Here is a 20,454-nt window from a genome sequence, read left to right on the forward strand (position 1 = left end):
GATGTCCCTCTCAGAGCTGGTCGTACACGCCGCGGTGCCGGCGCTGCTGGAAGGTGCGGAAGGTCCGGGCCACCGCCGGACGCAGCGGCTCGGCGTCGCCGTCGGCGTCGAGGTCGACGTGGTCACGCCGGATGCCGAAGGTGTTGATCTCCACGCCGAGCGGGCAGACCCGCGTCAGGGTGTTCATCAGCCGCTCGTACTGGGCCAGGGTCAACGCCACCCCGTCGGGCAGCTCCACCCGGAACTCGTACGGGTCGGTCAGCCCGGTCCGCACGTAGGACAGCGCCACCACGGCGACCAGCCCGGCGTGGGTGGGGCGCAGCGTGGTCCGCGCGCCGACCGCCTTGATGTCGGCGGTGCCGCCGCCGAGCCCCACGGTGTACCAGCGGAAGCCGGTGGCCCGCCGCTCGGCCAGGTTGAGCCCGGCCTGGGGCAGCCCGATCACGCTGCACACCAGCAGCACCCGGTTGCCGGTGTCGACAAGCGGCAGCGCGGCGGCGAGATGCTGGTCGCGGAGCAGGCCGACCAGCCGGGCCAGCCGGTCGGCGGCGGCCGGCTGCCCGGCGATCAGCGCGGACGCCAGCGCCGCCGGCAGCTCGATGGTCTCCACCAGCTCGTCGGGGAGCCGGTTCAGCGCGGCCACCACGGGCGCCGGGTCGCGTACCGCGGGCAGGCCGGCGGCGGCCAGGACCGCATCGACCGGCTGCCCGGCCGGCCGGGTCGGTACACCAGCCCACCGCGTCCGGGCCGCCGCGTCGGTCATCGGCGTCCACGCCGGCTCCCCCGCGCCCGTCCACGCCGTCGCGGCGGCGGCCAGGCCGGCCAGCAGCAGCGCGTTGCCACCCGGGTCGCCCGGCGCGTGGAACTGCGCCTCGACGGCCACGTCGGCGCCGACCGTGGCGGCCGTCGGCGCGGTCACCGCCAGCCCACGGGTGGGCAGGTGTGACAGGTACATCCTGGTGGTGCTGATCCGGTGCGTGGTCTGCACCCCGCACACCCGCCACAGCCACGCCACCTCGCCGTCGGCCGCCACCGTGGGCACACCGGCGGCGCGGACGGCGGCGATCAGGGCCTCGGCGGTCCGGTCGCCGGTGACCGCGCGACCGGTGTCCAGCACCCGGTTGCGCAGGTCGGTGGCCTGGGCGGCGGTCGGCCAGCTCACGTCCACGCCGAGGCCCAGCTCGTAGCGACTGCCACCGGCGTCGTCCTGGGCCCGGGTCACCTGCCACACCTGGGTCGAGCCGAGCGCCCGGCAGACGCGCCCGGCGCGGTCCAGCGCGGTGGCCAGCGGCGGCGCGATGGCGTGCGCGCTGTCGAAGGCGTACGACTGCCGCAGGCTGGCGCGCAGCGCCGTGACCTCGGTCAGCCGGCCGGACGGCAGCGCCCGAGCGGCGTGCGTGGTGTTGTTCGGCGGGGTGTTGGCGGGCAGCACCAGGCGGTCGCGGCGCAATTGGGCGAGGAAGTTGGTGCGGTGCTGCGGATCACCGGCGGCGACCAGCCGGATCGCCACCGCGAACCGGTCGTCCTCCTCGCGCAGCGTGAACCGGGCGCCGCCGGGCAGGTCGGCGAAGAGCCCCGCGTTCGGGTCGGTGTCCGCGCCGGGGCCGTTGAGCAGCCGGCGTATCGCGCCCGGAGTGGGCAGCAGGAACCGCCGGTAGAGCCCCAACCGGTGGGCGTACGCGGCGTCCGCCTCGCGGGCCGGCGGCGCCAGCCGGCGGGCGTACACGTCGCCGCTGGCCGGCTCGTGCACCAGCTCGTCGACGAACCGGGCCACCCCGACGTCCGCGCCGATCCGGTCCAGCGCGTCACGTCGGGCGTGCGCGAGGGTCCGGTAGGCGTGCACCTCCCGCGCCGTGCGGCGCAGCCGGTGCTTCTCGTACGACACCAGGTAGAGCAGCCGGCCCAGGTTGCCCTCCACGACGGCCAGCTCGACCAGGGCGGTGAGCGCCGCACCGGTGACCGCCGTGGCGGCCGCCCCGTCGACGGCCCGCTCGGCCGTCACAGCGACGGAAAACGGCGCTACCAGCGGCTCGTCGGCGGTGTCCGGCGCGTATGCCGGCACCGACGCTCCCGCGGCGGACCAGGGCGCGAAGACCACCGGCGGCAGCACCCGCTCGTCCCCGCCGCCGCCGGGGTTGACGGTGACGCTCACCCGGACGGTCTCCTCGACCAGGTCGCGACGCAGCACGACGGTGAGCAGGGGGTGCCGACTGGTCCAGTCCACCGCGGCGGCGCCGGTGGTGGCGAGCGGCACGACGACCCGGCGGACGGTCCCCGGGTAGGGGCCCTCCAACTGGTCGACGAGGTTGCGTTCGACGGACGGATCGGCGCCGTCCACCGGCACCCGGATGTCGGTCATCGCGCCCCCGCTCAGACGATCCGGAACGGCCGGGGATCGTCCCGGTCGACGTAGACGGGCACCTGGTTGGCGGCGAGCACCGCGTTGTCGCCGACCGGCAGCCGCTGCACCCCGTCGCCGGTGGGCGCGCTGCCGGTCACCACCACCGCCGAGTCGGCCGGGAACCGCACGAGGCGCAGCCCGCGTACGTCGGCGACGCCCGGCTCGTTCATCAGCGTCCAGATCACCTCGGCGGCCCGGACCGGCTCACCGAAGGGCAGCTCGTCGACGTAGCGGCGCAGCCGCGCGTGCAGCCGGGCGCGCAGCTCGGTGGCGGCGGTGGACGCGTTCACCGTCTCCTTCGAACCGGTGGGCAGCGGCAGGCCACGGATCACCAGGTCCGCCTCGACGCCGATGCCGACCTCGTCGGCCCGGTCCACCGAGGCGAAGATGCCCACCGGGCGCAGGTCCTCGATGACGGACTCGACGGCGGCGTGCAGCCCGTCCGGCCCGTCCCAGATGGCGGCGGCGGTCGGCGCGACGAGCACCGTGACGTAGTACGGGTTACCCAGGTCGCGTTCGGTGCTGAAGACCCGCTCGATGAAGTTGAAGTTGCCAAAGATGGACTGGTTGAGGTCCAGCCCGCCCCGGCCGTCGAAGACCTGCACCTGACGTACGCCGGGCACGGTGGCCACGGCCAGGCCGATCGCCTCGGCCGTCCAGATCGAGCGGGGCGCGGCCAGCAGCAGTTGCCGGTAGCGGGCGTCGGAGACCTGCTGTTCACCCCCGGTCAGCGCGACGGTGTGGGTGATCTCGACCAGCTCCTTACCGGCCGCCTGCTCGGCGTCGTCGAGGTCGGCCAGCAGGGTGTCGGCCCGGTTCCAGCGGTCGATCTTTTGGTTGGCCTGCGTCGGGTCGAGGTTGTGCGCCGGGCCGGGATAGAAGGCGGCGACGGCCGGTTCGCGCTCGCCGACGGCGGCGGAGAGCACCACTGTCTCGTCCAGGGCCACGTGGTGCCCGCCGGGGGTGGACAGCCGGGCGCCCCGGGGCAGCGTGAGCGGGGTGTGGCCGGCGGGCAGCGCCGCCTTCAGCTTCAGTTTCACCGTGCCCCGCGCGGGCAGGTACGGCCGGGCGATGCCGAGTTCCTCGCCGAGGCGGGTCAGCGCGTCGGCGGTCGCCGACACGACGAAGGAGTTGTCGTAGACCGCGCCGAGCGCCGCCCACAGTCGAGCGTCCTCCAGGGCGGCCAGTTCGAGGACCTTGCGCAGCACCGCGCCGCTGGTCAGGTCGACGTCCTCGCCGAAGAGCAGCCGGGCGGTGGCCAGCTTCTCGGCGAGCAGGCGGGCGAAGGACTTGGGCACGAAGCCGGTCTCGACGATGCCGAAGCCGGTCGAGCCGGTGGCCCGCAGCGCGGCGGCGTCGACGGCGAGGACATCGGCCAGCTCGGCCGGGAGGGTCGGGTCAGACACTGGGCAGCTCCCCGAGGCGCACCGAGAGCCGGTCGTCGGTGATGGTTTCGAACTGGACCTGCACCTGCAGGGTGCGCGACGAGCGCAGGGCGGTCGCCGCCGCGTCGTCGGCACTTCCCGCGCCGAGTCGGCCGTCGTCGAGGTTCACGTCGACGATCTTGCGGACCCGGGGATCGCGGTCGAGCAGCGTGATGATGCCGATGCGGACCTGCTCGCGGATGAGATTCGGCTCGATCTGCTCGGCGAGGGCGTTGAGCCCGTCGAAGCCGAAGGTGGCGTCGAAGACGTTCGAGCCGCGCAACGTGGTCAGCGCCACCGCGAGGCTCTGCGCCACGTTGCCGGTGCCCTCGACGAGGGCCAGCGCCCGGCCGTTCGGGCCGTCGTCGAAGACGATGTCCCGGGCCAGGTCCACCCCGGGCATGGTGGGTTCGGAGGCGAGGCCCCAGCCGAGGTAGCGGCGCTGGGCGGCCTGCCGTTCGCGCTCGGTGCGGTCCATCTCAGACCGCCTTCAGTTTGCTCTGCCCGGCGGTGGCCGCGAGGCCGGAGGTGCTGCCGTTGGTGGCGCCGCTGAGGGTGTCCAGCGCCACCCCGGCGCCCCCGACGTGCAGCTTCTGCGCGGCCCCGGACGCCGACACGACGTTCTTGCACTGCACGGTGGAGCTGCTGTCGGTGATCGCGCACCCGCTCACCGACTTGCCGGTGATGCCGTCCGGGCGGACGACCGGGGCGCCGGCCACCGTCAGCTTGGCCTGCCCGGCCGGGGTGACCGTGCCCTGGCTGGGGCAGTGCACGTTGCTCGACGTGGTGAGCACGAATGCCATGTCGTTCTCCTCAGTGGACGTTCATCGCGTTGTCGACCTGGACGTCGACGTCGTCGGCGGCGATGCTCACCGTGCCGCCGCTGATGTTCACCGCGCCGTTGCCGGCGTCCAAGTCGATCCGGGTGGCGGTGATGGTGATCGAGCCGTCCTGCTTCATGACGATCGACGACCCGCCGGCGGCGTGCTCGATGGTGATGCTGTCGGCCTCGTCGGCGCGTTGCGGGCGCTGCCCCCGTCCCTGCAGCTGGTCCCGGCCCACCCGCACGGTCAGCTCGCCCAGCTCGATGACGCGGTTGCCGTCGCCGTCGGTGAGGTCGTGCGTGACCTTGCCGTCGTGGTCGGCGGGCACCACCGAGTCGCCGATCGACGAGCGGCTGTTCGTGGCCACCCCGACCGGCAGCGACAGCCACCAGTCCCCCGGCTGCGACACCGGGGCGTGCCCGGTGGGCCAGAGCGCGCCCACCTCGACGGGGTCGTCGGGGGCGCCGTTGCGGTAGGCCAGCGCCACCCGGGTGCCCGGATAGCGGGGCAGGATGAGCCCGCACCCACCCCAGGCGAACGGGGTCAGGTAGGTCACGCCGGGCAGCGGCGCGGGCTGCTCCCGGCGTACCGGCAGACGGCGGGCGGCGTTGGGCCGGCCGTCCGAGCGGACCAGGCCCTCCCACACCGTCTCGGTCTGCGCGGGCGGCTCGACCGCGCCGCTGGCGTTGGTGGCGGCGGCGCGTACCTCGCCGATCTCCAGGCCACGCGTCTCGCCCCGGGCCGCGCGGGCCGCGCGACGCACCGCCTCGGCGGCGGCCACACCGGGCGACGACGCCGGGCCGGCCGGCTCGGCGGCGGCCACACCGGACGCGTCGCTCCAGGTGTCCCACGCCTGGGCGCCCGAGGCGACCTCGACGCCCTGCACCACAGTGACGAACCCGGCGGTACGCGACAGGGTGTGCCGAGCGGCGCTGAGGTAGAGCAGTTTCGCCCCCGCGCCCAACTCCCCGGTCGACGGGGCGAACGGGGCGGCGAACGAGCCGAGCAGCGCCGCGCCGACACTGCCCAGCGTGGTGGCCTCGTCGGTCGCCGGCGGATCGAAGCGCACCAGGTCGCCGGGCTTCAGGTCGGGGCGGCCCTTGAGGGTCAGCGTCCACGCCCTGCGCCGCGGTGCGGCGGTGCCGCCGGTCTCGGTGGCCGCGTACGGGTCGGTGTCCTGGGTGCCGTTCTCGGTGCACTCCAGCAGGCCGGTGGCGAGGGTCAGCGGCTTCGGCTCCCCCTCCGGGTACGGGATCGGCCGCTTCCCGACGTGCACGGTGCCGTCGCGGATCAGCAGCATCCCCCGCCCGTACGCGTTGAGCGACTGCTGCAACGCGCCGCCGATGCGCTCCAGGGCGGCGCGGTAGAGCAGCCCGGCCCCGAAGGCGACCCGCTCGTCGCCGGCCGCCTCGGTGGCGCCCCGGGTCATCGTGCCGTCGGGGTTGGCGCCCCACCCGGTCACGTCGACCCGGGTCCGGTCGCGGATGGTTTGGATCGCGGCGGTGAAGGTGGCCGCCTCGAACCGTTCGGCGACCCGCTGCCCGAGGCGGGCGTACGCCTGCTCGACGAGGGTCAGCTCGGTGTCGTACGTCCGCTCCCCGGTGAGCCGGCGCACCTTCGTCACCCGCAGCACGGCGACCAGCGCCTGGGTCAGCTCGGCCGGGGTCGGGCCGGCGTTGACGCCGACCAGGTTGGTGAAGAACGCGCCGACGGAGGTGTTGGCGTCGCGCCAGTACAGGTGCAGTTTCGCCACCAGTGGCGGCTGCCCCTCGGCGGTACGCAGCGCGGCGAAGTGCTCGTCGATCAGGCCCTGCACGGTGATCGTGTACGCGCCGGGGCCCAGCCCTTCCGGCAGCGCGGCGTCGATGGCCGCGTAGTAGTCGGCGCTGGACAGGGTGAGCGCGACGTCGGGGCTGAGCCCGGTCGGGGTCTCCCGGTGAAACGTCAGGGTCCAGCCGGCGTCGTTGCCGACCGCGCCCTGGCGTATCTGGCCGGTCTGGAACGGCGTGAGCGTCACCGCAGCACCCTCCGCATCTTCTTGTCGAGCAGGTAGCGGTAGCGCAGCCTGCCGGGGCCCAGCTCGGATTCGACGCGCTGCGCGGGTGGGCGGCGACGCCAGACGAACTCGTTGATAGGCGGCGGCCCGAAGGTGTCGACCGCGCGGTCGGCGGGTCGCCACGCCACCGTCAGGGTGGAGCCGTAGTCGCCGGAGCCGCGTACCGTCCCGGCGTGCAGCAGCCAGGCGAGCACCACCACCTCGACGGCGACCGGGGTGGTCCCGGCGGGGTCGACGGGTGTGCCGGCGTCGGGGCAGACCCGCCGCAGGCCGGCGGCGAGCGGCACCGAGCCGAGGATCCGGGTGCCCTGGCGGACGACCAGGCGCAGCGGCACCCGACCGACCAGGGCCGGCGCCCGGGGCGTGGCGGGCGGCGCGGGTCGGGGCGTCAGGTCGTCGGCGGAGCTGCTCACCACGGCGAGGGGGTCGGTGTTCAGCCACTGCCGGGCCAGCCCGGTGGGCAGGATCAGCACCGCGTGCACGCCGGCGCCCAGCTCGACGCGGTGCGGCAGGCCGGCGGTGAGGCTCTGCCGGACCTCGGTGAACCCGGGGGGCACCTCGATGGGCGTCTCCGGCAGCAGGTAGCGGTCGATCGGGAACGGTGGCATCAGTTGCCCAACCCGTCGGCGAGCGCGCCGACTCCGATGCTGGCCACGTCGAGCAGCTTGCCGAGCAGGCTGGGACGGGGCACGTGGACGAGGGTGATGGTGGTGTCCAGGACGTCGCGGCGGGCGGCCGAGGCGTTGAAGGTCAGTGACTGCACCTGCATGTCGGTGCGGATGGTCATCGAGGTGACGAGGATGAGCCCGCCGAACTTCCCCCCGGAGTACGCCGCGAGGGCGGTGCCCCGTTTGCTCGCCTCGGCCATCGTCTCCAGGGCGAACTTCCAGGCGTAGCGTTCCGCGCCGACGAGCACCCCGGTCAGGGTGATGGTGTCGTCGTGGGTGGCCACGATGGCCTTGTGCGCGGTGGAGCCGATCGGCGGCAGGTGGTAGGTCTGGGCGAGGGAGATGGCGGTGACCGCCCAGAGCGGGATCGGCAGCACCCCGTCGCTGATGATCGCCGACGGGACCGTGCCGTAGCGCATGAAGCTGCTGGTGATGGCCATGCTCAACGCCCTCCGACGGGTGGCAGCGGCACCGGCGTACCGGTGGGTTCGACGGCCAGGCCCAGGTCGCGCAGCGCCTGGGTGATCTCGCGGACCTCGCCCGCGGCGCTGGTGACCCGCAGCCGCAGCCGGCGTTCCTCAAGCGCCGCGCTGATGCGCGCGGGTCGAGTGGACGCGGAGCCGCGCCGGTTGATCCGGTCGATCTCGGCGGCGGCGTCCTCCATCCGGGAGATCGCGTCGAGGATGCGCGGGTCCGGGGTGAAGCCGGGGTCGTCGCGTTGCAGCCGCGCGATGGCGTCGCGGAAATCGGCGGCGTCGCGGCGCAGGTTGACCACGAGGTTGTCGGTGAGCGCGCTGACCCCGGCGACGCTGCTCGCCCGGTGCGACTTGTCGTCGACGAGCCACACCCAGCCGTCGTGGCCGATGCCGACGAGGTCGGTGCCGGCGACCTTGACGTTGGCGTCCGGTCCCTTGAGGAACAGCTCGATGCTGCTCAGGGAGAACGCGGCGCTGTACTCGCCGAGGACGCCCCGGCCGTAGGTAACCATGTCGTGGCGCAGGTAGGCGCGGAAGCCGGGGCCGTCGTCGGCGCGTCCGCCCCCGTCGCGGAAGCGCCGCCACAGGGTGGCCAAGGCCTCCGGGTTGTGCACGGCGAGTTGTTGGGTGAGCCAGACGTCGCCGCCAGCCACCACGGCCCGCAGTTCCGGGTCACCGATGCGGGCCAGGGCGTCGGCGAGGCGGGCGTCGCTCATCTGCAGGCCGCGCGAGCGGGCCCGGCCGAGGTCGTCGACGGCGGTGCGCAGCCGGGCCAGCTCGTCGGGGGTGAGCCGACCGCCGAGGCGGGTCTCCAGATCGGCGACAGCCGCCCGCTTGCCACCCTCGCTCTCGGCGGCCACCGCGCGCCACAGCGCGGCCGGTTCCAGCTCGGCGGCGCGGCGCAGCGCCGCCTGCCGGTCCGCCGGCATGGCCCGGAACGCGTCACCGACGATCGCGGCCGGCTCGGTGTGCCGGCCGGCCGCGCCGCCGCCGCCGTCGAACTCGCGCAGCAGCGAGTCGGCGTACGCGCCGGCGTCGTCGGCCAACCGCAGCGGCGCGTCGCCGACGATGCCCTCGCGAGGTCGGCTCAGCTCGCGCATCTCGGTGCTGAGCTGGTCGAAGTACTCCCCGAGGGTCGCCACCCGCACCCCCTCGGGCAGGGTGCCACCCTCCAGCACGTGGTCGAGGATCGCGGCGATGTTGTCCCGCAGGACGGCGATGCGTTCCAGCCGGTTGAGCGCGTTGCCCAGGTGCAGGTCGCCGACGTCGTCGACGATGCGGCGGATGAGGTGCTCCAGCAGCCGCCGCGACCGCACCTCGCCGGCCTCGCTGTGCTCGGCGATGGTCCGCATGAACCGGCGCAGCCGGGGGTTCGCGTCGGCGGCTGCGTGCACGGCGGCGGCGTCGAGGAACCGGCCGGCGCGGAACCGGCGGGGCCCGGTCACGGCCGCACCACCGGCACGCGCGGGCCGGACGCGGCGGTGTGCTGCGAGTCGAGCACCATGAGGATGAACCGGGCGCCCTCCGGGCCGCCGACCGCGCCGCTGAGCATCGCCTCGCGCTCCACGTACGCGAGGATCGGCTCCATCAGCTTCTGCACGACCCGTTCCAGCACCTCGTTGAGCAGGATCTCGGTGAGGAACGCCTGGAGCAGGTCGCGGGAGGCGGCTTCGACGATCTGTCGGGTGACCCGGCGTACCACGTACCCCCGGGCGGCGCGCAGCCCCGCGCGGACGCCGAAGCGCAGCGCGACCCGGCCGCCGCGCACGGCCGCGCCGCCGATGGTGCCGGCCTCCGGGATCAGCGACATCGCCAGCCCGAGGTACGCGGCGAACAGCTCGACCTCGACCTCGGTGCGGGTGAGCACCAGCTCCGGGTCGAGCATGGAGGAGTAGAGGCGGGCCCGCTGGTGGGCGTGCGCCACGTCGACGGCGGCGACGGCCACCCCGACCACGAAGCCCAGCGGCGGGCAGAGGATGGACAGCGCGATGATCCCCACCATGATGGCGAACGCGCTCAGCGCCTCCCGGCCCAACTCGGTGTGGAACAGGCTGTCGACGCCTGTGGCGTAGTAGAGGTTGCCGCCGAAGAACTCGCCGATCTGCTGGTGCGTGACCAGGTGGATGCCCTGCAACGCGAAGCTCGACCCGGCGATGGTGGCCGACGGGATGTGCTCGCTGATCCGGCTGGACCGGAAGGCGAAGTGCGCGTCGGTGCGGGCGCGGCCCAGCATCTCGGTGTTGTTGCGCCGCATGTCCTGCAGCACCCGCCACAACTCGTCGCGGATCGCCGACCGGTTGCCGGCGAAGCGGGCCAGCACGTCGGGCAGGTCGGTGATCTGCTTGACCAGCGGGTCGACGCCCTCGGCCTCGCCGCGCTGGATGACCAACGCCTGTTCGATCTCGGCGAGGGTCCACAGCACCGCGTGCGAGTCGCGGATGCGGGTGACGCCGTCGCGTTCGACGATCTCGCCGGCCGCGCCGGGGCTGGTCAGGGCGGCCTCGGTGGCGAGGAACGCGGTGGAGATGGCGCGGGCTGCCCCGTACCAGGCGGTGGACGGGTTGGCCATGCTCACCGTGGCGAGGACGCCGCCGCCGGCGTCGGTGTGCTCGGCCGTCCACCGGGCCGCCTCGTGCCGGCGCAGCCGCTCGCGCAGCCCCTGCAGTTCGGCGTAGTCGGTGAGTTGGGAGACGATCAACCGCTCGAAGATCGGCGCGTACTGGTCGAAGTGGGCGATCCGCGCGTTGATGCCGGTCTGCGAGCTGAGCAGCAGTTGCACAAGCATGGCCTGGCTGCCGACGATGAACAGCTGCCCCACCGCGGCCTTGACGGCTGGGCTGAGCGCCTGGACGAAGTGCAGGTTCCAGGAGGCGGACGAGTCGATCCAGCCACCCTGGACGCGGGCGAAGTGCTCGGGCTGGCTGTAGCGGCCCATGACCAGTTGGGCGAGGTGGTCCAGGCGGGGCACCACTCCGGCCAGGTGGCGCAGGAACTGCACGGCGGGCGAGGCGACCGGCCGGAAGTCCAGCGGGCCGAGCCCTCCGGTGCCCTCGGGGACGGGCCGGGTGAACGCCTCGCGTTCGGCGGAGCCGACCAGCAGGCTGATCGCCGCGGCCCGGCCGCGCAGCACGGCGGCGGCCTGGAGGCAGAAGTTCGCCGGATAGCGGCACGGCTCACCCATCTGCAGCCGGAACGCGATGTCGTCCATCAGCCGACGCAGCTCGTCGCCGTCCGGCCCGAGCGCGGCCAACTCCGGCTCGCCGTTGAACGGCGCGCAGGCGGGCATCGTCGAGTGCCCGCCGCCGACGACGGGGAACCGACTGCCCTCGGCGCCGGCCGGCGCGCTCGGGCTGCTCGGGTCGAAGACGAACCCGCCCCGCCGGCCGCCACCACTGCCGTCCCCGCTGCCTCCGGTGCCGCCGTCCGCCCCGGTGCCCGTGCCGCCAGCGCCGCCCGACCCACTGCCGGACCCGGTGCCCGTGCCCGCGCCGGTGCCGGTGCCGGTACCCGTGCCGGTGCCGGTGCCGGTGCCGGTGCCGGAACCCGTGCCGCCGCCGGGTGGCGCGTTCGGGTCCGGCGGGGCCGCCGGGTGCTGCTCGATGGTGATCGGCAGCAGGTTGGCCGTGCCGGTCCAGTGCAGGGTGGCGTCGGTCTCCTCGGTGCCGACCAGCAGCAGGGACACCCCGCCGATGCTGACCACCACCAGGCACGTCGGCGTCGCCCCGCCCACCGAGGCGAGGATCGCGTCGACCCGCCGGGTCACCTCCGCGTCGACGGCCCGCTCGATCTGCGCCTGGTACTCCTGGGCGCTGGTGGTCTCGCCGCGCGGCGAAGCGGTCCGCAGCCGCTGCCGGATGTCGGCGCTCAGCTCCTCGTCCACCATGGCGACCAGGGCGCTCCGGTCGGCGACCGGCCGCCGCTGCACCGTCCCGGGCTGCGGGCTGGGCACCCGCTCCTCCACCTCGAAGTGCGGCTGCGGGGTGGCCCGGAACACCGTCTCGCCGAAGCGCTCGAAGGTCAGGACCGACAGTGGCGTGGTGGTCACCATGATCGCCCAGACCGGACGGCCGTCGGGGCCGACCACCCGCGCGATGATCCCCTGTGGTGCGCCGGAGGGCAGGCCACCGTGCTGGCGTACCGCCTCGCGGGCCAGCTCGGCGAAGTGATCGGCCAGGTAGGTGGCTGGTCGCAACAGCCACTGGTAGGTCACCGGAGGCGGCTCGTCTCCGTCCACCGGCACCTCGGCGGCGTCCCCGCCGTCGTCGTAGGACGGCACCCGGTAGACCGCGAGGAGGTGGCGCATCCGCTGCGGGTCGAACAGTTCGGTCGCCGGTCGGCTCAGCGGCGCGGCCACCCCGGGGGGCAGCCCCGGGTCCAGCCGCGCCGCGCCGACCACGTCGTCGATGCGCCGGCGCAGCCGAGCCTCGAAGGCCCGCCGGTCGTCCGGGGACACCCGCTCGGCGGCCGCGCCGGTCCACCGGAAGTCCGGCGCCGCGGCGCGTACCTCCAGATAGCCGCCGCGCGGCGCGACCACCTCCTGCCGGGAGCGTTCCAGGGCTCGGGCCAGGGCCGCGGCGAGCGCGTCGGTCACGGCCGCCGGCCGCTCGGTCACCGACCGGGCGTCCAGCCGGATCCGCACCGGCACGTGCACCGAGATGGCCACCGTCAGAACCGCCCGTCCAGGTGCTCGGCGAGCCGGGCCAGCGCGAGGTCGGCGAGCGCGTCGGCGTCGAGGGCGCCGCCGGCCGCGACCACCTCGATCTCCACCGGGAAGTGGTACGCGATGACCGCGCGATCGTCCTCGGCCACCTGCTCGGCTTCCGCCTCGCTGCCGGCCGCCGGCAGCACCAGCTCACCCGCGTGCACCAGGGCCAGCCCGGTACGGGTGACCCGGGCGGCGCGGCCAGCTCCGGTCGCCATCTGCTACCTCCGGTTCCTCGTCGGTCGGTTACGGCAGAACGGACGGGTCGCCGGTCTTCGGGTCGACCGAGGCGGCCAGGCTGAAGCCGCTGAAGGTCGCCGCCGGGGCGCCGGAGATGGTGGCGGTGGTGGGTGTCGCGCTGGTGATCAGGCAGTCCCGCAGCACGAAGGACGAGAACGCCCAGTCGTCGCCGGTGTGCTCCAGCAGCGCGATGTCGAACAGCTCGCCGTCGAGCGCCAGCTTGGTGAGCCGGCCGGCGACATCCCCGATCGCCTTGACGGTCATCGTGAAGTTCATCGACACCGGCGCGTGGATGACGCCCATGTGGGTCACCTCGCACGAGTGCAGCGCCTCGACGTTGAGCGAGAAGGACGGGCTGAACGAGTCGATCGGGCTGATCAACACCGTCTCGGTGCCCTTGGTGTACTGCACCGCGAGGCGGGTCTTCCACTCCATGGTCTGGTTCCTCCGGTCAGAACTTGGCCACGAGCGTGACCAGCAGGCGGCTCACGGCCGGGCCGTACGTGACGGTGACGACCAGGTCGACGGTGCGGTCGGCCCGGGCGGCGGTGACGATCGAGGTGTCGGTGGCGGTACGGGCGGCCTCGGGGATGGTGAGGATGTCGAGCACCGGGATCTCGACGCGGTAGTCGTCGATCACCGCCTGCCGCTTGAGTGGGCCGAGGATGCCGTCCACCTGGGTCTTGAGCAGGGTCATGCCCGGCTTGGTGATGCGGGCGTCGCCGACCAGGCCGATGAGACCGGCGCGGAGCATGAACTCGATCTGGTCGAGGGTGCGGACCAGGTCGACGTGCAGCAGGCTCGCGTCGGTGGTGAACAGCCGCCCGTCGGCGAAGTGCAGGCTCTCGCCGGTGATCAGCGTCGGGTCGATGATCGGGGTGAGGTTGGCCTCGGAGAGGCCCTTGATCTCGGCCGGGCTGTACTGCTTGGCCACCGGGATGGCCACCCCACGGATCTTCTTCAGCACGATGCTGTGGTGCACCGGCAGACCGGCCACGGCCGCCATCGCGGCGGTGGCGGCGTCGCCGTCGGCGCCCCGGGCGGCGATCATCACCATCCGGCTGGTGCTGCTCTTGAGTGGGTTCGCCGCGGTGGTGATGTCGGCGACGTAGCTGGGGCCCTTCTCGGTGGCCGGGTTGACCATGGCGAAGCCGATCCGCCGCTGGCCGGCGGCCGACATCGTCTCCACGTGCGCCTTGAGCGCCTGCAACCCGGTGGGCGCCCCGGCTCCGGCCGGGTTGCCGACGGTCGACTCGTTGGCCAGCGACACCATGGTCACGTCGTCGGCGGCCTCCAGACCGCCGAGCGCGGCGGCGTAGTCGTCACCGGCCACCTTGACCCCGTACACCTTGGCCGGCCGCGGGTCCTGTAGGAACGCCAGTTCGAGCGAGTTGTAGAGGGCGTTGCGGACCACGTTGCCGGCCTGCCGGCGGGCGAAGTTGGTGACCGCGTCGTCCAGGGTCTCGATCCGGACCGGCGTGTTCGCCGGGGCGGAGCCACCGTCGGCCGTGGACGGCGCCTTGCCCACCACGGCGATGACGCCCGGCGAGCGCTGGGCCAGCGGCGCCGGTGGCGGCACGATCCGGACCTCGATGAACGGGAATGCTGCTGTCGGTGCCACGGGTCCTCCCGGACGAAGTTGCTGCTGGTCTGGGTTCTCAGGTCGTCACGGCGGCCAGTCCGATGCCGCTGCGGGCGAGCCACTGGCCGGCGCGGGCGAACCGGGTGGCCCGCTTCTGCGCGGCGGTGCCGGCGTCGCCGCCGGGCCAACCGTCGTCGTCGAACGTCTCGATGGGGACCACCCAGACGGCGACCACCCGGTGCCGCCGCCGGACGTCGTCGGGTGCGGGCACGTCCAGGCCCAGCTCCTCGGCGCGGGCCCGGACGAGCCGCGTCTCGACGAGCAGGTCGGCGAGGGAGAAGCCCCGGTCGCGGATCAGCACGGCGGCGGCGAACGGCAGCGGACGGGGTGTGGGTGGCGCGGCCGGCGGCGCCGCGTAGCGCAGCCGTACGGTGGCGCCGGCGGTCTGCCCGCGCATCCGCGCCACCAGGTCACCCGCGTTCGCGGCGCCGACACCCGCGAGCAGCCGGTCCAGGTGCGCGTCCGTGAACGCGGCCGGCTGGTGCAGGCCCGCCCGCAGCCGGGCCACCAGTCGGGTACGACGCTCGGTCTCCAACAGCGCCGGGTCGGTGGGCAACGCGCCGAGGTCGGCGATGATCTGCGGGTCGACGTCGAAGGCCGGCACCGCCACGTCGAGGTCCTCGACCCGGTCCCGGGCGAGGCTCATGCGCACCACCAGGCTGCCCCGCCAGAGCGCGTCGATGCGCAGCGCCGACCCGCCGAGGCCGTGCAGCCGTACGCGCAGCTCGGTACGGGTGGTGCCGCCGGAGCCCAGCCACTCCCCCTCGGCCAGCGTCGCGGGCGCGGCGGCGAAGCCGAGGGTCAGCTCGTCGAAGACCGCCGCGTACGGGGGCGCGACCGGCATCGCCTCGGTGTCGTACGCGGCCTCGACCAGGTGGGCCAGCGACGCGTCGTCGAAGACGGCGGCGCGGGTGCCCGGATCGGCCAACCGCACCAGCACCCCGTCGACGAAGTCCACCGCACCGGCCTCCCCGCTGCCCCTGCCAGGGCACGCCGCCCGGCTGGGCACGAGGATCGCGAAGGGGCCGTCACCCGAGCGTCACCACCACCGTCACCGTGCCCCGGCGAGGTCCGGACTGTCGGGAACTGAGCACCCACACAGTCAGCGGCGGCTTGTCGACTGACCGTCCTCGGCCGGGCTGGCGTTGTCTCGGCGGGAGGCACGATCCGGCGCGCCCGGCGCCGTCCGGCCTCGGTCACTCGTGAGAGCGACATACCTCAGAGTCATATTCATTCCTCAGAGTCATAACGCTCATTGGAGTAACCACCCCGCCGGCCGTCACCGACCGCGACATTCCGTACGTGCCTCCCGATCCGGCCGGGGCGACGCCTCGAGGGCCGGCCGAGTGCGACCGGCCGGCCCTCGGGTCGGTCAGAGCCGGTAGAAGTCGGTGTAGTGGTTGGGCGAGAACCAGGTGGCGCCGCTGCTGCGATTCACCACGATCCGGTACGCGTCGCGGGCAGCGCCCTGGGTACGCGGGTACACGTCGTACTCGTAGTAGGTGGCGTTGGTGGGCAGTTGACCCTCGTTGTTGTAGAACCGGCCGCCGGCGAAGTTGGACAGCCCGCCGCTCCAGGAGTACCAGCCGCGGCTGGTCGGGAAGCCCTTGGCGGACCAGCCGGAGCGTGCGGTGCGCGCGTCCGCGCAGCGGCTGACGGTGCAGGAGCTGTAGACCGCCGCCGACGCGGAGTCGGTCAGCCGTGGGGCCACCACGGACGGGCCGACCAGCGCGGCGGCGACCATGGTGAGGAGCAGGGCGAGGGTGGTGGTACGCCGGCGGATCGCGCCGAGCGTGGCCAGCGGGGACACGAGGGTGGACACAGGCTGCCTCCAGACCATCCGATCCATCGATCCGCGTGATTGGCGGACCGGAGTCAGTCTCGCCGTTGCCGGCCGTCAGCGACAGCCCGCGCACCCCAACTGCTCCACAATGCTCGGTGAACCCCGGACCATCGGTCCCCCCACCAGCGGGGGCAGCGCGAGCATCCCGACGCGGACCCGACCTGGGGCCATCGGCGCGGCTACGGGCATATCGGTCATTGGTTGTTAGCGTGACATGCGGATCGGTGACCGTGAAGGGGTGCCATGACGGACGCTCCCGAGGAGAGGCCGAGGCCCGCGGACCTGTGGCGTCGGCGGGGCATCCGTGGGCTGACCATCGCCCGGGACGTGAGTGTCCGGGGTTGGCGGTGGTGGGCACGGACGTGGGATCGGCTGGTGGCCGCGCTCCAGGACGAGGCACCCGTCGGAGCCGGGGCCGGACCGTCCCCGCCGGGTCCGCTCATCGAACAGCGCGACGCGCCCCGGCTGATCGCGGTCCCCTCTCGCGGGTACGTGTACTCGTTCTACGTCCGCGCCACGTTCGCCTGGTCGTCACCGGCGAGCCTGCGCGCCGAGGTCTTGAGCTGGTACGTGCAGTACTTCCAACCGAACGCCATCCAACGGCTGACCCGGCTGGCCGCCGACGCCGCCCGGGACCTGCCGCCGCACCGGGCAGCCGATCTGGAGGTGGCGTTGCAGCGGGCGCTCGCCGACGATCCCGAGTGGCGCTACCAGCGCGGTGACGTCCTCATCACCTGCCGACCCGACGCCGCCGTCCGGCTCGACGAGCGGATCATGCCGGCGCTCCAGCCGCACGTCGACCGGATGGTGAAACTGGAGTACCAGTTCGACGAACAGTTGCGCAGGGCGACGTACGCCGAGGAGCTGAGCCGACGGTGGACGACGATCCTGGGCGACCACCTCGACGCGGACGCCGACCAGGAGGTGGCCGACGCCCGCCAGCACCTGCTCGCCGCCCAGCGGGAGGCCGCGCGGTGGATCGGCGAACTTCTTCATCTCCGCGCTACCAAATCTTGATCGGGTCGGCATAGACCTTCATGCCGATTGTTCCCGATCCGCGCGTTCTGCCATGATCGCCAACGCTGGCCCGGCTGGCTAGCATCCTCCCGTCCTTCCGCTCGGGAAGGCACGGGGGAGGAATACATCATGGAACTCGAACGAAATTGGAAGCCGTACGCCAAGGCCCCGGCGCTCCTCGTGCTGGCGGTCGTCCTGGTGTTCTCGCCGGAGATCCTGGCGGCGATGGGCCGGGAGTTCACCTTCGGCAACTGGGTCGGCTACGTGATGGCGCTGCTCGCTCTGATCGGCGGCCTGGGCGCGGTGCGGGAGAGCCGTCAGGCGTTCGCCGTCCGCATCGGTGAGCAGGGAATCACCTGGACCAGGGGCGAGGCGACCGTGGACTTCGCCTGGTCGGACGTGAGCCGGGTGGCGATCGAGAAGAAGCCCAACGCCGGCAAGCTGGAGAAGCCGAGCATCCTGACCGTCTGGGTCGGCGACCAGACCGAGCGCGCGCTGCCGCCCGACGTCGAGCTGACCGGCCTGCGCGGCTACCGCATCGCCGACCTGAAGAGCACCAGGCAGTCGCGCGACCAGGTCGAGGCGGCCCTGCGCCAGTACGGCGCCGACCGCTACCCCGCACCGGCCAGCTGACGGCACCCGCAGCAACTGTTCCACTCGCCAGCCCTTTCGCCAGCCGGAGCGACCTGTGACGACAATGCCCGCGCCCGTACCGCCGCCCGCCCTACGCCCGCCCACCGACGGGGAATGCCAGTTCTGCGGCAGCCACCCCGCCGCCCACGTGTCCTTCCAGTCGATGACGAGCATCGTGATCCTGTACGTCGTCTCCTCGCAGCGCGGGTGGATGTGTCGCAGCTGCGGTCTCGCGATGTTCCGTCACCACACGAACAAGACGCTGCTCGCCGGCTGGTGGGGAATCGGCGTCGTCGGCATGCCGATCCTCCTGGGCATCGACCGCCTCCGGCTGCGCCGCATCCTGCGGCTCGCCCCACCCCAGCCCACGCCGGGCGTCGCGGCGTCACTGCCGGCACCCCTCGACCCCGGCAAGCCGCTGATCCAGCGCCCGGGCGCGATCGTGAGCCTCATCCTGCTGACCCTGCTCGTACTGGTGATCGGCTGCGGCGCCCTGGCCTTCGGCATCGACAGCTAGCCCACTCCCATCCATGATCGCCGCGCCGTCCGGGTCGGTCGTGGGAAAGAGCATGAATGAAGAAAGACGTTCGTCGGACGGGATGAGATCGTGGCTGCGCGGCGCCTGTCACGTCGCCCCGCACGGGCAGTCGTCGCCGGCAGAGGCGTCCTCCCGGTCGGGCCGCGGTTCACGGCTGGAGGGCAGATCACCATGGCGCACATCGATCTGGGGATCGACGAGAAGGAGTTTCCCGGCGTCACCGGCCCGATGCGGTACCGTCCGGAGACGGCGAAGCCGCTCAACGAGTTGGCCGAGGTGCTGCTGCGCGCCCCACACACGCTCCCGCCCGGTGAGCGCGAGCTGATAGCCGCGTACGTCTCCGGGCGCAACGAGTGCACCTTCTGCTGCGCGTCGCACTCGGCGTTCGCCGCCGCGCAGCTCGATGAGGGCATGACCCTCGTCGACCAGGTACGCGCGGATCTCGACACCGCCCCCATCTCGGCCAAGCTGCGGGCGCTGCTGCGCATCGCCGGCGCGGTGCAGATCAGTGGCCGCAACGTCACCACCGAGCTGGTCGCCGACGCCCGCGCCGAGGGCGCCACCGACCTGGAGATCCACGACACCGTCCTGATCGCCGCCGCGTTCTGCATGTTCAACCGGTACGTCGACGGGCTCGGCACGTTCGCGCCCGAGGGCCAGGAGGCCTACGCCGGGATGGCACACCGGATCGTCGACGTCGGCTACGGGTCCGCGGCTCGTACACCGGCAGTCTGAGCACAACCACGGGTGACCGCACCCCGATCCCCCTGCGATGGTCGACGGGCACGCCTGATGAAGCCCGTCGGCCGTGCGGTTGGAGGGATCGATGGACCGTCCCCGCTTCCTGCTCGACGCCGCCCAGCGGCTCCGAGCTGACATGGTCGACCGGCTGAGCACACTCGTCTCCTGCGAGTCGGCACCGGGCTCGCTGCCTGAGCTGGAGTCCTGTGCCGACCTTCTCGCCGACTGGGGGGAGGACGTGCTCGGCCGGCCCGCCCACCGGGTCGTGATCGACGGCCTGCCGCACCTGCTGTGGCCGGCCGTCGACCAGCGCGTGCTGCTGCTCGGCCACTTCGACACCGTCTTTCCGGTGGGCACGATCCGGTCCCGGCCCTTCGCCGTCCGCGGGGACGTGGCGACGGGGCCCGGTGTGTGCGACATGAAGGCCGGCATCGTGCAGATGTTCACGGCCCTGAGCCTGATCGAGGACACCTCGGCGGTCGGCGTGCTGCTGACCTGCGACGAGGAGAGCGGGTCCGGCACGTCGCGGCACCTGATCGAGCGTGCGGCGCGCCGCTCGGGCGCGGTTCTCGTCTGCGAGGCGGCCACCCCGGACGGGCACCTGAAGGTGGCCCGCAAGGGTGGCTCGGTCTACCGCCTCACCGTCTCCGGTCGGGCGGCCCACGCCGGCGTCGAACCCCAGCGCGGAGTCAACGCCACCGTCGAGGTCGCCCACCAGGTTCTCAGCCTGGGCGCGCTCGGCGCGGCCGACAGCGGCGGCACCTCCGTCACACCGACAGTGCTCTCCGCCGGCACCACGACGAACACGGTGCCCGAGCGCGCCAGCGTGGCCGTCGACGTCCGGGCCTGGACGAGGGACGAACTCGAACGCGTCGACCACGCCATTCGCGGGCTCGTCCCGTTCCTGCCCGAGGCGACGTTGGCCGTGCAGGGTGGGATCAACCGCTACCCGATGGCCCCGGAGCTCGCGCGGCCACTGCTGGAGGTGGCCCAGTCGATCGCCCGCCGGCTGGGCATCCCGCGCCTGACCGGCGCGTACGCCGCTGGCGCGTCCGACGGCAACTTCACCGCCGCGCTGGGCGTACCGACCCTCGACGGCCTGGGGGCGGTCGGTGGCGGAGCGCACGCCGCCGACGAGTACGTCTGCCTCGACCGGATGCCCGAACGGACGGCGCTGCTCGCCGGACTCGTCGACGCGCTGTCCACGATGGATTAATTCGGGCCGCGACTCATCGACGACATCCCGTAA

At 73.3% G+C, this 20,454-nt stretch carries 19 protein-coding genes; 5 read left to right on the forward strand and 14 right to left on the reverse strand.

Going from position 1 to position 20,454, the window contains the following annotated elements:
- Window positions 1-10: 10 nt before the first annotated feature.
- From ABZT87_RS20555 to ABZT87_RS20620, 14 genes are all read right to left on the reverse strand, one after another.
- On the reverse strand, window positions 11-2,359 hold the full coding sequence (locus ABZT87_RS20555) for a hypothetical protein (RefSeq protein WP_355137406.1): 2,349 nt from the start codon (window positions 2,357-2,359) through the stop codon (window positions 11-13).
- A gap of 11 nt (window positions 2,360-2,370) precedes the next feature.
- The gene (locus ABZT87_RS20560; RefSeq protein WP_354862312.1) at window positions 2,371-3,807 is read right to left on the reverse strand and encodes a baseplate J/gp47 family protein; all 1,437 of its coding nucleotides are present in this window, start codon (window positions 3,805-3,807) and stop codon (window positions 2,371-2,373) included.
- Window positions 3,800-4,303, reverse strand: a complete 504-nt coding sequence (locus ABZT87_RS20565) for a hypothetical protein (RefSeq protein WP_355137408.1) — start codon at window positions 4,301-4,303, stop codon at window positions 3,800-3,802. Before ABZT87_RS20565 ends, ABZT87_RS20560 begins: the two co-directional genes overlap by 8 nt.
- Before the next feature lies 1 nt (window position 4,304).
- Window positions 4,305-4,628, reverse strand: a complete 324-nt coding sequence (locus ABZT87_RS20570) for a hypothetical protein (RefSeq protein ID WP_354862316.1) — start codon at window positions 4,626-4,628, stop codon at window positions 4,305-4,307.
- Window positions 4,629-4,638: 10 nt separating this feature from the next.
- Complete coding sequence (locus ABZT87_RS20575) at window positions 4,639-6,666, reverse strand: hypothetical protein (protein ID WP_355137410.1); 2,028 nt, start codon at window positions 6,664-6,666, stop codon at window positions 4,639-4,641.
- A complete protein-coding gene (locus ABZT87_RS20580) occupies window positions 6,663-7,313 on the reverse strand; it encodes a hypothetical protein (protein WP_354859584.1) in 651 nt (216 codons plus the stop codon). Before ABZT87_RS20580 ends, ABZT87_RS20575 begins: the two co-directional genes overlap by 4 nt.
- Complete coding sequence (locus tag ABZT87_RS20585) at window positions 7,313-7,813, reverse strand: hypothetical protein (protein WP_053659787.1); 501 nt, start codon at window positions 7,811-7,813, stop codon at window positions 7,313-7,315. The genes ABZT87_RS20580 and ABZT87_RS20585 overlap by 1 nt, the downstream gene beginning before the upstream one ends.
- 2 nt (window positions 7,814-7,815) lie before the next feature.
- The gene (locus ABZT87_RS20590; RefSeq protein WP_355137412.1) at window positions 7,816-9,294 is read right to left on the reverse strand and encodes a hypothetical protein; all 1,479 of its coding nucleotides are present in this window, start codon (window positions 9,292-9,294) and stop codon (window positions 7,816-7,818) included.
- Window positions 9,291-12,512, reverse strand: coding sequence for a hypothetical protein (locus ABZT87_RS20595; protein WP_355137414.1), 3,222 nt, complete (start codon window positions 12,510-12,512; stop codon window positions 9,291-9,293). Before ABZT87_RS20595 ends, ABZT87_RS20590 begins: the two co-directional genes overlap by 4 nt.
- Window positions 12,513-12,514: 2 nt before the next feature.
- Complete coding sequence (locus tag ABZT87_RS20600; protein ID WP_088989350.1) at window positions 12,515-12,769, reverse strand: hypothetical protein; 255 nt, start codon at window positions 12,767-12,769, stop codon at window positions 12,515-12,517.
- Between the two features lie 28 nt (window positions 12,770-12,797).
- Window positions 12,798-13,226, reverse strand: coding sequence for a hypothetical protein (locus ABZT87_RS20605; RefSeq protein ID WP_234582446.1), 429 nt, complete (start codon window positions 13,224-13,226; stop codon window positions 12,798-12,800).
- Between the two features lie 16 nt (window positions 13,227-13,242).
- Window positions 13,243-14,412, reverse strand: a complete 1,170-nt coding sequence (locus ABZT87_RS20610; protein ID WP_354859592.1) for a hypothetical protein — start codon at window positions 14,410-14,412, stop codon at window positions 13,243-13,245.
- A gap of 37 nt (window positions 14,413-14,449) precedes the next feature.
- Entirely contained in the window at window positions 14,450-15,391 is a 942-nt protein-coding gene (locus ABZT87_RS20615) for a hypothetical protein (RefSeq protein ID WP_355137416.1), read from the reverse strand.
- Window positions 15,392-15,805: 414 nt separating this feature from the next.
- Window positions 15,806-16,255, reverse strand: coding sequence for a ribonuclease domain-containing protein (locus ABZT87_RS20620; protein ID WP_354859597.1), 450 nt, complete (start codon window positions 16,253-16,255; stop codon window positions 15,806-15,808).
- A 264-nt stretch (window positions 16,256-16,519) separates the two neighbouring features.
- Here ABZT87_RS20620 and ABZT87_RS20625 point away from each other — a divergent pair, with 264 nt between their 5' ends.
- The 5 genes from ABZT87_RS20625 (at window position 16,520) to ABZT87_RS20645 (ending at window position 20,421) form a co-directional block, all read left to right on the forward strand.
- Window positions 16,520-17,293: a hypothetical protein gene (locus ABZT87_RS20625; RefSeq protein WP_354859599.1), complete on the forward strand. Its 774-nt coding sequence runs from the start codon at window positions 16,520-16,522 to the stop codon at window positions 17,291-17,293.
- A 129-nt stretch (window positions 17,294-17,422) separates the two neighbouring features.
- Window positions 17,423-17,926, forward strand: coding sequence for a hypothetical protein (locus ABZT87_RS20630; RefSeq protein WP_355137418.1), 504 nt, complete (start codon window positions 17,423-17,425; stop codon window positions 17,924-17,926).
- Window positions 17,927-17,981: 55 nt separating this feature from the next.
- On the forward strand, window positions 17,982-18,443 hold the full coding sequence (locus ABZT87_RS20635; RefSeq protein WP_355137420.1) for a hypothetical protein: 462 nt from the start codon (window positions 17,982-17,984) through the stop codon (window positions 18,441-18,443).
- Window positions 18,444-18,635: 192 nt separating this feature from the next.
- Window positions 18,636-19,199, forward strand: a complete 564-nt coding sequence (locus ABZT87_RS20640) for a carboxymuconolactone decarboxylase family protein (protein ID WP_355137422.1) — start codon at window positions 18,636-18,638, stop codon at window positions 19,197-19,199.
- A gap of 91 nt (window positions 19,200-19,290) precedes the next feature.
- Window positions 19,291-20,421, forward strand: a complete 1,131-nt coding sequence (locus tag ABZT87_RS20645; protein ID WP_355137424.1) for a M20/M25/M40 family metallo-hydrolase — start codon at window positions 19,291-19,293, stop codon at window positions 20,419-20,421.
- Window positions 20,422-20,454 lie beyond the last annotated feature (33 nt).

The sequence above is a fragment of the Micromonospora sp. NPDC005237 genome, from assembly GCF_040607775.1.
In the GTDB taxonomy this organism is placed as follows: domain Bacteria; phylum Actinomycetota; class Actinomycetes; order Mycobacteriales; family Micromonosporaceae; genus Micromonospora.

Coding starts and splice junctions, on each gene's coding strand:
- ABZT87_RS20625 (WP_354859599.1), top strand. CDS start 16,520: ATGACGGACGCTCCCGAGGAGAGGCCGAGGCCCGCGGACCTGTGGCGT.
- ABZT87_RS20565 (WP_355137408.1), bottom strand. CDS start 4,303: ATGGACCGCACCGAGCGCGAACGGCAGGCCGCCCAGCGCCGCTACCTC.
- ABZT87_RS20640 (WP_355137422.1), top strand. CDS start 18,636: ATGGCGCACATCGATCTGGGGATCGACGAGAAGGAGTTTCCCGGCGTC.
- ABZT87_RS20605 (WP_234582446.1), bottom strand. CDS start 13,226: ATGGAGTGGAAGACCCGCCTCGCGGTGCAGTACACCAAGGGCACCGAG.
- ABZT87_RS20630 (WP_355137418.1), top strand. CDS start 17,423: ATGGAACTCGAACGAAATTGGAAGCCGTACGCCAAGGCCCCGGCGCTC.
- ABZT87_RS20600 (WP_088989350.1), bottom strand. CDS start 12,769: ATGGCGACCGGAGCTGGCCGCGCCGCCCGGGTCACCCGTACCGGGCTG.
- ABZT87_RS20580 (WP_354859584.1), bottom strand. CDS start 7,313: ATGCCACCGTTCCCGATCGACCGCTACCTGCTGCCGGAGACGCCCATC.
- ABZT87_RS20585 (WP_053659787.1), bottom strand. CDS start 7,813: ATGGCCATCACCAGCAGCTTCATGCGCTACGGCACGGTCCCGTCGGCG.
- ABZT87_RS20645 (WP_355137424.1), top strand. CDS start 19,291: ATGGACCGTCCCCGCTTCCTGCTCGACGCCGCCCAGCGGCTCCGAGCT.
- ABZT87_RS20555 (WP_355137406.1), bottom strand. CDS start 2,359: ATGACCGACATCCGGGTGCCGGTGGACGGCGCCGATCCGTCCGTCGAA.
- ABZT87_RS20570 (WP_354862316.1), bottom strand. CDS start 4,628: ATGGCATTCGTGCTCACCACGTCGAGCAACGTGCACTGCCCCAGCCAG.